At 42.2% G+C, this 9,716-nt stretch carries 14 protein-coding genes; 3 read left to right on the top strand and 11 right to left on the bottom strand.

The genetic code is table 11. From position 1 onward, the window contains the following. Positions 1-273 precede the first annotated feature (273 nt). The 7 genes from MNV_RS04145 to ahbB all read right to left on the bottom strand — a co-directional run bounded on the left by MNV_RS04145 (position 274) and on the right by ahbB (position 4,543). Positions 274-519 (bottom strand): sulfurtransferase TusA family protein, encoded by a 246-nt coding sequence (locus MNV_RS04145; RefSeq protein WP_096204114.1) that lies wholly within the window; start codon positions 517-519, stop codon positions 274-276. 1 nt (position 520) lies between these two features. Further along, a complete protein-coding gene (locus MNV_RS04140; RefSeq protein WP_096204113.1) occupies positions 521-1,057 on the bottom strand; it encodes a nitroreductase family protein in 537 nt (178 codons plus the stop codon). A 192-nt stretch (positions 1,058-1,249) separates the two neighbouring features. Next, complete coding sequence (locus MNV_RS18930) at positions 1,250-1,765, bottom strand: general stress protein (RefSeq protein WP_143311625.1); 516 nt, start codon at positions 1,763-1,765, stop codon at positions 1,250-1,252. 22 nt (positions 1,766-1,787) lie between these two features. Beyond that, positions 1,788-1,958, bottom strand: a complete 171-nt coding sequence (locus MNV_RS19335; protein WP_179293799.1) for a hypothetical protein — start codon at positions 1,956-1,958, stop codon at positions 1,788-1,790. Between the two features lie 220 nt (positions 1,959-2,178). Further along, positions 2,179-3,435 (bottom strand): glutamyl-tRNA reductase, encoded by a 1,257-nt coding sequence (gene hemA, locus MNV_RS04130; protein WP_096204112.1) that lies wholly within the window; start codon positions 3,433-3,435, stop codon positions 2,179-2,181. After that, positions 3,435-4,088, bottom strand: a complete 654-nt coding sequence (locus MNV_RS04125) for a precorrin-2 dehydrogenase/sirohydrochlorin ferrochelatase family protein (RefSeq protein ID WP_096204111.1) — start codon at positions 4,086-4,088, stop codon at positions 3,435-3,437. The genes hemA and MNV_RS04125 overlap by 1 nt, the downstream gene beginning before the upstream one ends. Beyond that, a complete protein-coding gene (ahbB, locus tag MNV_RS04120) occupies positions 4,085-4,543 on the bottom strand; it encodes a siroheme decarboxylase subunit beta (RefSeq protein ID WP_096204110.1) in 459 nt (152 codons plus the stop codon). Before ahbB ends, MNV_RS04125 begins: the two co-directional genes overlap by 4 nt. 46 nt (positions 4,544-4,589) lie before the next feature. Here ahbB and MNV_RS04115 point away from each other — a divergent pair, with 46 nt between their 5' ends. From MNV_RS04115 to MNV_RS04105, 3 genes are read left to right on the top strand one after another with little or no spacing between them, the layout of a single operon-like run. Further along, positions 4,590-4,937 carry a hypothetical protein gene (locus MNV_RS04115; RefSeq protein ID WP_143311624.1) on the top strand — a complete coding sequence of 116 codons (348 nt, stop codon included), beginning with the start codon at positions 4,590-4,592 and terminating at the stop codon, positions 4,935-4,937. Positions 4,938-4,979: 42 nt separating this feature from the next. Continuing rightward, on the top strand, positions 4,980-5,549 hold the full coding sequence (gene pgsA / locus MNV_RS04110) for an archaetidylinositol phosphate synthase (protein ID WP_096204108.1): 570 nt from the start codon (positions 4,980-4,982) through the stop codon (positions 5,547-5,549). 49 nt (positions 5,550-5,598) lie between these two features. Further along, entirely contained in the window at positions 5,599-6,660 is a 1,062-nt protein-coding gene (locus MNV_RS04105; protein WP_096204107.1) for an inositol-3-phosphate synthase, read from the top strand. 54 nt (positions 6,661-6,714) lie between these two features. Here the strand turns inward: MNV_RS04105 and purQ are convergent, their stop codons facing one another. The 4 genes from purQ to MNV_RS04085 form a co-directional block, all read right to left on the bottom strand. Continuing rightward, positions 6,715-7,503 carry a phosphoribosylformylglycinamidine synthase I gene (gene purQ / locus MNV_RS04100; RefSeq protein WP_096204106.1) on the bottom strand — a complete coding sequence of 263 codons (789 nt, stop codon included), beginning with the start codon at positions 7,501-7,503 and terminating at the stop codon, positions 6,715-6,717. A 54-nt stretch (positions 7,504-7,557) separates the two neighbouring features. Further along, positions 7,558-8,184, bottom strand: a complete 627-nt coding sequence (locus MNV_RS04095) for an RloB family protein (RefSeq protein ID WP_096204105.1) — start codon at positions 8,182-8,184, stop codon at positions 7,558-7,560. Continuing rightward, complete coding sequence (locus MNV_RS04090; protein ID WP_394336527.1) at positions 8,115-8,993, bottom strand: AAA family ATPase; 879 nt, start codon at positions 8,991-8,993, stop codon at positions 8,115-8,117. Before MNV_RS04090 ends, MNV_RS04095 begins: the two co-directional genes overlap by 70 nt. 155 nt (positions 8,994-9,148) lie before the next feature. Next, on the bottom strand, positions 9,149-9,523 hold the full coding sequence (locus MNV_RS04085; RefSeq protein WP_096204103.1) for an AAA family ATPase: 375 nt from the start codon (positions 9,521-9,523) through the stop codon (positions 9,149-9,151). Positions 9,524-9,716: the final 193 nt, after the last annotated feature.

Here is a 9,716-nt window from a genome sequence, read left to right as displayed (position 1 = left end):
TGTGCGTTTCTTGCTATTATTCGATACTTACATAAATTTTTTGTTGTCATAGTTATATGACAACAACCATTAAAATTGATTTCTGGAGATTAAAACAAAAAACAGCCTATGCATCCATAAAAAACGCATTTTTGATTATTGTTGTCCTATAAGCAGGGGTAAAGTTGGGGAATTTAGGTGGTTACCAAGGCCCACCTAAAATTGAAATAAAAATTATAAACGCCCAGTTAGTTCGCACACTCACCTATAGAGCGTTAAAAGGATATGCTTTAATCATCCTTTCCGTATCAGGAAATGGTAATGCTCGCCTTCCTTGAACAGCTTCAGGAACTGGTGTCCTGCCCTCTTTGCCCATCGCGGGATATCCTGCACTGCGGCAGGGTCATCCGTAACCATCTCCAGTACCTGTCCGGATTCGATAGTCTCCATTTCCTGTGTGGTATTGAATATAGGTATGGGGCAGTAAAGACCGATGCAGTCAAGAATCTTGACGGGTTTGATATCCTCTTCTTCGCTCATTTTAATCCTGTTTTAATCCGTACATTTCGTAGAAAATCATATCTTCAAGATCTTTCCTGAATTTCTCATCATGCTTCACAGGCGGAGTTTCCGGGTATCCGACAGGAATGACAGTCAGTACGAAATGTTTCTCCGGTACTTTGAGTATTTCGCCGACCTTATTCCTCTCAATACTTACCCAGCATGCCCCTATTCCCAGTTCCCAGGCTGCAAGCATCATGTTCTGGACAGCTATTGCAGCAGCGAACCTGGGCTCTCCTATGCTTTCGATCCATGAGAATTTATTGTCTATCGGCGATACGATTACTGCAATCGCCATGGGTGCATCTGCAAGATAACCCGAGTATCTTGCATACTTCGAGACGGCTTTCAGCGTCTCTTTATTCTTGATGATGATAAACTTCCATGGCTGGGTATTGAACGGGCTTGGAGCCCACCTGGCAGCCTCAAGGATTTTGCGCAGAACCCCATCCGGGATTATCTCAGGTTTGAACTGGCGGACAGAGCATCTGCTTCTGATAGCTTCGAATACTTCCATTCAATCACTTAATCAAGCTTAAGCTGCAGGAGATTTAAGCCTTTTGGTATCCTTGCCGGTCCGCGTAAGTCCCCAGATATAAGTTTATCCGTTTAAACCGAACATATCATGCATCGTTCTCATTTGCATTATCCATCCCCTCCAATAAGAAAAAATGCCCGGCGAATCCACCATCAACCGGGCATTTCAAATTCACTCACTTGTAGTAGCTTCAGCCTCAGCCCCGGCATGCATAGTTTCAGGCTTCACCCTGGAGAGGTGGTAGCCCTCCTGCTCCATCATAGATGCAAAGCGGCTCCGCCATTCCTCGGCTTCTTCCTGTCTTGAGAACATAATATCCAGGTCTTTTCCGCTGAGTCTTACGACAACTTCTCCTTCCGGAACTTCTCTTCTTGCTGCACCTTTAGGCGCAGCTCCACCCTTTTTCCCGATCTCCTGGTAGAACTCGCGACCATGTGTTTCCCTGGTTGCTTCGCCGCCTTTACGTCCGGCCTCAGAAAGCTTCTCGCGTGTCTCTGGCGAGATACCTTCCTCACGGATTTCCCTGGCGCGCTCTTCTCCGCCTTTCTTTCCAATACCCTGGTAGAACTCATGACCATGTGTTTCCTTAGTTGTTTCACCACCTCTCTTACCCGCCTCTTCTACGGTCATTTTACCGGTCTCTTCTTTTCGTTTCTCTTCTCTTCTTGGAATTAAAATCACCCCCATTTAAAGTTATTATTTGCTGACTTTATTCTTCCTTAACATTTAATCCGCCTTCTTTCAGGCTTGATACAAGACGCTCTTCCCAGTCTTGAGCTTCCTCTTGGGTTGGAAATGAGATATTGATGTTGCCTGCTCTGGCTCTCATAAAAATCTCTTTTTCCATGGCTCCTGCGCTTTTCTCTTCTCTTCCTGGCATTTATGTCACCCCCGTATTGAATTTATCCTCCTTCAGATAGCTAACTGTTAGTGTCAGACAGCCCGGTTGAATGGGTATATCGCTGAGCAACGAAAATCATCACCAAGTGCTGACATTACCCTCGCCTGTTAGGTTACCCAATGTGTATCTTTATAATTTATGTTATAAAAGCATTTTGGTGATTATATTTTGATAGCATTGGCGGCTGACGCATGTTTCCCTACTTCTTTCCCTTCACTCCATTCAACTTGAACAACTCCGCAACCGCGTCCAGGAACCGCTCATCATCATGCTCTGCCGCATTCCTGAGTATCTTAGTGGGTTCTGCGAGAATCTGATTGGCGAAAGAATGCGTCATATCGTCCAGCACCTCACGCTCCACATCCCCCATCGTATGCCGTGCCATGAGCTTATTTATAGCCTCTTCGCATTCCTTACATCTTATAGTCTCAACCCTTGAATAAAGAGCAGAGATGATCGTATCTGCCTGCTGGCGCTTATACTGTTTCTTAAGCAATGTGAGTTCTTCTTCGATAAGGACTTCCGCTTTCTTTGCTTCCTCCCTTCTTTTTGCAAGGTTCGCCTCGCTGATGCTCCTTAAGCCGTCGATATTATGCAGGCTGATGCCCTGGATCTCCCCGACGCAATTCTCTATATTCCGGGGATTTCCGATATCGATGAGCATGAGGTCTTTCCCTCTTTTTTCCTTTGCGCGGGATATTATCTCATGCGTCAGGACGAAGTGCGGTGCAGATGTGGCACTTATCACTACATCCGATAGCGGGATGTAATTCTCCATCAATTCGTACCTTACGGCTTTGCCGTTCAGTTCGCAGGCTAGAGCTTCAGCCTTATCAAATGTTCTGTTCGCTACATAGATGACCTTAATCTCCTTGTTCGCAAGCGCCTTTGCCACAAGCGTACCCATCTCGCCTGCCCCTATGACCATCACAGTCTTTCCATCCAGCCCCTCCAGTTCATTCTCAGCAAGCTCAACTGCAGCAGAGCCGATAGAGACCGAGCCTTTATTGATCCCGGTCTCGTTGCGGATGCGCTTCCCTACCTGTATTGATTTATTGAAAGCGGTATCAAGCGTCTTTCCAACAGTGCCCGCCTTTTTTGCAAGCCCGTATAATTCCTTTACCTGCCCGAGAATCTGGTCCTCCCCGACGATCATAGACTCAAGACCGGATGTCAGCCTCAAGAGGTGGCGGAGCGATTCGTCATGATCAAGAAAATCGATAATTCTTGATGAAACTTTCATATGTTTGGCGAATTCAAGAAGTACCTTGCTTCCTTTTGGCGAGACAACATAGACTTCAACGCGGTTGCATGTTTTAAGTACAGCGCACTCCTCGACGAGTTGATGCGCTTTGAGGTGCATTAGAAGATTATCTATGCCGCCATGCCAGGCGTTTTCCATCTCTACTATGCTCGCCTTGGTATGGGTGATAAGCATACTTGATATTTCGGACATTACGTTTTCCTGCCAGTCCTCTCTATATGTTTTAAAGCTACTTTATATGCCTTTTCATATGATTCGGAAATCGCGCTCCATACATCACTATCATTTATGATATTCCACAGGATTTCCTTACGCTTCTTCTGATCATGCACCTGTGATTTCAGCACTTCACGGATTTCATTCTGGAGCCGCGACATATCTGCGAACTCGGATGTAATGACACCTTCAAGCCTCTGGCGTATATATTTTGAAAGCGCCGGGCTTTTGCCAAGTGTTGAGATCCCGATTACAACATCACCTCTGGTGATGACTGACGGCACAATAACATCCCCCATATCATCTACCCTGTTAATAAGTTTCCCGCTCTTGCCTGCTAATTGTGCGATACTTTCATTCACAAGTGTATCATTTGTAGCCGCAATAACAATAAAAGCATCTTTCATATACCGGCGGATTTCATTCTCTGCCAGGTCTTTTACCTTTACAAGTTTTATTTTTCCCTCCTCAGAAAACTGGTTTAACCGGGGGGTGAAATCCCTGCTCACTACAGTTACTTCTCCATGCCCGCAAAAAAGCGAGGCTTTGCGTTCACCCACCTCGCCGCCCCCGAAAATCACCACCTCTTTCCCCGCAAGATCAAGCATCAGAGGCAGGAATTTTTTCATAATCTTACACCGGTCTTTTTGAACTCCTTCTCGCTGAAAAGTATGCCGTAATCCTTAATGCCAGTGGCACTGGAGATTTCCCGTGCGATTTTTTCACATTCTTCACGCGAGTAGGCATGTACCATGGTAAAGAGGTTGTATTTCCAGCCAGGGAAACGGGGACGTTCATAGCAATGTGTTACTTCAGGGAACCCTGCCATTATCGCCCCGACCTCTTCCACCCGCTCATCGGGAACGTTCCACGTGCACATGGCATTTGCAGTTATCCCTATGCTCCTGTGACCGATAGATGCTCCAAAGCGCCTGATAACCCCGTTTTTAACCAGGCTCTCCAGTCTCGTTATTACTTCATCTTCAGGGATACCGATTTCCTTTGATATCTCAAGGAACGGCTTGGGTACTATCGGAATTCCATCCTGCGTCGATTTTAATAATAGTCTATCAATTTTGTCCATGTTATCAGATATATTTATTTAATTGATGTCTATATGGATAAATTCTATGCTGGATGTAAAAAACGCCCTGGAAGTCATCAATGAAGTTGTAATAATCCCTGCTGCTATAATTATTTTTTTCTTATTGATGTATATGGTATTTTATCTGCGGAACAAAGACCCGGACATAATAAGATCAAAGATTTTTTTAAAATACGAAGAGTTTAAAAAAGCGTTCATGCTATTTGCCCTGTTTGCTTTTGTACTTGTTATACATGTGTCGCTGATCTACATTCCACATTTATTTTTGTTTACTGATTATCCCTTAATAGAAGATGTCCAGCGGTTTTTTGGATTAACTCTTACTCTGATCATGATTACCTTTGTGTCCTATATCTACAGAAGCATGAAATAATCAAAAGGAATATTAATAATCTCAGACGGCAATAAAAAAACAATGCTTGAAAGGATAAAGGAATACGTCAGGGCTGCATTAAGACCTCTGGCGAAAAAATTCATAGACACAAACCCGAATACATTAACTGTTCTGGGTCTGTTAATAAGTTTCATATCTGCGGTTTTTTTTGCAAGGGACGAAGTTGTATTAGCCGGGAGCTTTCTCCTGCTGAGCGGGTTTTTTGATGCTCTTGACGGCGAGGTGGCCAGAGAAAATAAGCAGGTAACAAGCTTTGGGGGGTTTCTTGATTCCGTGTGCGACAGGTTTGCCGATGCCGCTGTTATTATGGGAGCGATATACGGCGGGCTGACAGATATACTATCTATTCCAGGCTGGCTCATCGGGACTGCGGCAATAGTAGGCTCGTTCATGGTAAGTTATACAAGGGCGCGGGCTGAAGCGGCAGGCGCGAGCGCATCGGTAGGTATCGGTGAAAGAGCGGTAAGGGTAATGATAATCGTAGTCGGTGCGTTCATCGATATGGTTAACTGGGCGGTTTTGGTTGTAGCTGTGCTGTCTTTCATCACAGTCTTCCAAAGAATTGGATATGCCAGAAAAGTACTTAAATAACAACTTTTAAGTTAGATAAAAACTAATAAATCGGGTATCGAGGAGATTTATGGCTGGAATTCGTATAGCAATTGCAGGGATTGGTAACTGCGCTTCATCATTAATCCAGGGTCTTGATTACTATAAAAACATAAAAAAATCCGATGAACTTGTTCCGGGATTGATGCATAACTCCCTTGGCGGCTATCTGGTCTCGGATATAAAACCTGTGGCTGCATTTGATATAGATAAGAGGAAGGTTGGGACCGATCTGTCAGAAGCTATTTTTTCAGAGCCGAACTGCACAAAGAAATTTTCAGATGTTTCGGATATGGATGTCGAGGTTATGAAAGGGCAGGTCCTCGACGGGGTCGCGTCCCACATGAAAGATTATTTCCTGGTAGATGAAATACAAAAACCTGTTGACGTTGCTTCGGTCTTAAAGAGATCGAAGGCTGATGTTCTAATAAATTACCTGCCTGTCGGCTCTGAAGAAGCCGTGAAATGGTACGCATCGCAGGCTCTTGAAGCAGGATGCGCTTTCATAAATTGCATTCCGGTTTTCATTGCATCGAATAAGCAGTGGGCTGAAAAATTCAGGGAAGCAAAACTGCCGATTATCGGCGACGACATAAAAAGCCTTGTGGGAGCTACGATCGTTCACCGCACCCTGACTCAGATGATTATTGACAGGGGCGCAAGAATAGACAGCACGTACCAGTTGAACATTGGCGGCAACACTGATTTTCGGAATATGACTGACCAGTCAAGATTGAAGTCCAAAAAGATCTCAAAGACCGAATCCGTGGCATCCCAGATACCGTATGATGCATATGTCTATGCAGGACCCAACGGATGCATCGATTGCCTGAACGATAACAAGATATGCCACCTGAAGATAGATTTCAGGCTCTTCGGAGATGTACCTGCCTATATCGACCTCAAGCTCTCGGTGGAAGACAGCCCGAACAGCGCAGGCGTTGTTGTGGATGCTATCCGCATCGCAAAAATAGCTTTAGATAGGAAAATAGGCGGACCTGTAATGGCTGCGTCCGCATACTTCATGAAACATCCCCCTCAGCAGATGCGGGAGCAGGATGCACGGGAGCAGCTTGAAGAGTTTATAAAGTGATAATCTGATTGTGATTATAAGACAAATCTAAGACTAAACTTTATGATTGATAGATCATAACAACTTCTCTCTCGCATACTCTACCGCATTCCTGAATATCGCTACCCCAGCCCCTTCCTCCGGCAGTTCCTCCCGCGTCCATCCCGGATGGTTCGTCCTGTGCTGGAACGCTTCAGGATGCGGCATCATCCCGAATACCCTTCCCGTATCATCGCATATGCCCGCGATGTTATCTACAGAGCCGTTGGGGTTATGAGGGTACCCTGCGAGGTCCCCTTCACTGTCGGTGTACTGTAAAACGATGTTATTGCCTTTTTTCAATCTTGCAAGCACTTCGGGATTTTTTGCCACGAACTTTCCCTCGCCGTGGCGAACCGGAAGATAGATCGTATCCAGACCCTTCGTGAAAACGCATTTTGTTCTCAGGTTTGCGCGCAGGTGCACCCACCTGTCCTCGAACCTGCCTGAATCGTTAAAAGTGAGCGTAACCTCCTGAGTGGTATAATCACCGTTCAATCCGGGCAGGAGCCCCATCTTTACCATTGCCTGGAAACCGTTGCATATCCCGATGATCAGTTTACCCGCATCTATGAACTCCCGGACCTGCTCCCCAAGGTTGTATTTTATCATGTTAGCCAGGACTTTACCTGAGGCGATATCATCACCGAATGAGAAGCCTCCGGGAAATGCAAGAATGTGGAACTCAGAAAGTTTCCTTGTCCCGTTGGTCAGGTCAGTGAGATGCACCCGCTCGGCATCTGCGCCAGCGAGCCTGAAAGCATGCTGCGTCTCCATGTCGCAGTTAATGCCGTAGCCTGTGAGAACGAGTACTTTCGGGGTCATTTTATCAGTTGTAATCTCTGGTTTTATACTCTCTGTTTATATTATATAAATCTATTAATCCATATACCTAGTAATTTTAAGAATCTCTTCAACTATTGTAAAAATTTGGGTTGAAGGATTACTATCAACACTAATTAAATTTATTCCTTTAATCTGATGTAACTCATTTAATCTTTTTGCATTAGCAACAGCGTTTTCTCTTTTACTCTTTAATAAATCATAGTAGTCCTTGCTCTTCTCGTAATTATGTAGGTATCTTTCTAATCTGTTTATTAAATCCAAATTAGTTAATTTAATTGAATAATACTCAAAATGCAAAAGAAACCATAACTCAAAGGAAGGATTAGATAAGATTATTTTAACATTATGACCGGCATTTTTACAGGCAGTAGATATAATTTTATCATTGTTTCCATTACAATCAAAGACACACCAAATAGCATCCCCACCCTTTAAGTTAAGCTCATACTTGGAAATTTGCTTTTTGGCAAATTCTATAAGGCTTAAAGGGTCAGTATCTCCACTGTAGGGCATCTCTATTTTAAGGTTACAACCCCATTTTTTATAATTATTAAAATAGATTCTTTCTGTTCTTTTACCTTCACAAACAATCACGAAAACCTTGTGAGGTCTTCTAGTTCCCTTTTTCCTTCGCCCGTATCCGAGCCCATATCCGCCCATTTTAATTTATCCTTTGGTTCTACGAATATTCTTTCATCATTTATAAAGGGTATGGCTCCATATCTTCCTGCAAGATATCCTTTTTGAATATTCTTATCTTTACGTGGACTAAATTCTAAAAGAGAGTAGAGGTCAGTACTTCCAGTATTTGGATTCTTTTCAGTAAACCATATCTGGTCTCTCCTGAATAAATCCAAATCTAATAGATTAGTATTGTGTGTTGTAAAGATTAATTGGGCATTATTTTTATTTTGAGTTGGGTCATGAAATAATTTAATTAAAAAAACATTTAATAGATGATGTAATTTAGTATCTAACTCATCTACTACTATTGTATGTCCGTTGCTTAATGCATCAATCCAAGAACCAATAAGAGCAAACATTTTTTGCGTCCCGTCAGATTCCTCATCGAATCTAAATGGAACCTTTAATTCATTACCTTTACCTTTAAAAACCGTGTGAATTGTTCTAACATCAAGTTTCATAAGGTTACCTTTACCATCGGATATAAAGATATTAGAGCCATCTTTATCTTCAGAGGCTAATTGACGAAACACAGCAGCAAGAATATTTGATTTACTACTATCTATTGTTCCATCATCAGCCGAAACTTTCTCAAGAGAGGCAGAAAAATTATCAATTCCTAAATCAGCTTCTATGAGAGCTTTTAATACGTATTCTTTTAAATTATTGTCTTTATTAAGCAATTCAATAGTAAATTTAGTCGAAGTAATGAGGTCTGCTGTCGTTATAACTTTTAGGTTATCCTTAAACCAGTCAAAAGCTTCAGAAGTTTTCTTGTAATTCAATTGAGTTGAGCTTGATAGATAAAGAACATTTTCTAAAGTTCTTTTTGATAAAAATTCTTGCTCGTTTTCGTCAATAGTAAACTTATAGTCTGTAGTGTTCTCTCTCCTAAAGAGGAGTGCTCTACGACCTTTCGGGTAATGATATAAATATTCATCTATAATTTTTCATTAGTAACGGATACTCCATAGACGTATTTAGTGCTGTTTTTAATAAAAACAACTTCAAATTTACTTGGCTTGGAAGAATAATCTGCGTCCAGTTTGAATGGTGACATTTTTATTTTAGTATCTTTTTGATTTTTATGAGAATTCGTTACTAACCCTTTCAGAAATTGGAATGCTGAAACAACATTGCTCTTTCCAGAGGCATTTGCTCCATAAATTACTGCACTTCGCAATAAACTATCTTTTTCTAATGAATCGGCTTTGATTAAATTATTATCTAATGATTTATCGGAAGAAGATACTAAGCTTAGCGTCACTCTTTCCTTGATAGAACGAAAGTTTTCGATACTAAACTCAATTAACATTTGACTTGACCTTCTAACTACAATAATCAGCACGGAATTTTTGCGATAAATTCACAACTTTTAACAATTAAACTGCAAGACATATAAATCTTACGCCCAAATGCAGTACTTCCGTAAGTAGTCATTCAGTTTAAAGTTTTTATTATAAAATTTGTTATTTGACCATATAGTCAATCATACTAATTTTGCCCGA

It is taken from the genome of Candidatus Methanoperedens nitratireducens, from assembly GCF_900196725.1.
Taxonomy (GTDB): Archaea; Halobacteriota; Methanosarcinia; order Methanosarcinales; family Methanoperedenaceae; genus Methanoperedens; species Methanoperedens nitroreducens_A.
This window is presented reverse-complemented; position numbering and strand designations above follow the sequence as displayed.

Coding starts and splice junctions, on each gene's coding strand:
- MNV_RS04145 (WP_096204114.1), bottom strand. CDS start 519: ATGAGCGAAGAAGAGGATATCAAACCCGTCAAGATTCTTGACTGCATC.
- MNV_RS04140 (WP_096204113.1), bottom strand. CDS start 1,057: ATGGAAGTATTCGAAGCTATCAGAAGCAGATGCTCTGTCCGCCAGTTC.
- MNV_RS18930 (WP_143311625.1), bottom strand. CDS start 1,765: ATGGGGGTGATTTTAATTCCAAGAAGAGAAGAGAAACGAAAAGAAGAG.
- MNV_RS19335 (WP_179293799.1), bottom strand. CDS start 1,958: ATGCCAGGAAGAGAAGAGAAAAGCGCAGGAGCCATGGAAAAAGAGATT.
- hemA (WP_096204112.1), bottom strand. CDS start 3,435: ATGTCCGAAATATCAAGTATGCTTATCACCCATACCAAGGCGAGCATA.
- MNV_RS04125 (WP_096204111.1), bottom strand. CDS start 4,088: ATGAAAAAATTCCTGCCTCTGATGCTTGATCTTGCGGGGAAAGAGGTG.
- ahbB (WP_096204110.1), bottom strand. CDS start 4,543: ATGGACAAAATTGATAGACTATTATTAAAATCGACGCAGGATGGAATT.
- MNV_RS04115 (WP_143311624.1), top strand. CDS start 4,590: ATGCTGGATGTAAAAAACGCCCTGGAAGTCATCAATGAAGTTGTAATA.
- pgsA (WP_096204108.1), top strand. CDS start 4,980: ATGCTTGAAAGGATAAAGGAATACGTCAGGGCTGCATTAAGACCTCTG.
- MNV_RS04105 (WP_096204107.1), top strand. CDS start 5,599: ATGGCTGGAATTCGTATAGCAATTGCAGGGATTGGTAACTGCGCTTCA.
- purQ (WP_096204106.1), bottom strand. CDS start 7,503: ATGACCCCGAAAGTACTCGTTCTCACAGGCTACGGCATTAACTGCGAC.
- MNV_RS04095 (WP_096204105.1), bottom strand. CDS start 8,184: ATGGGCGGATATGGGCTCGGATACGGGCGAAGGAAAAAGGGAACTAGA.
- MNV_RS04085 (WP_096204103.1), bottom strand. CDS start 9,523: ATGTTAATTGAGTTTAGTATCGAAAACTTTCGTTCTATCAAGGAAAGA.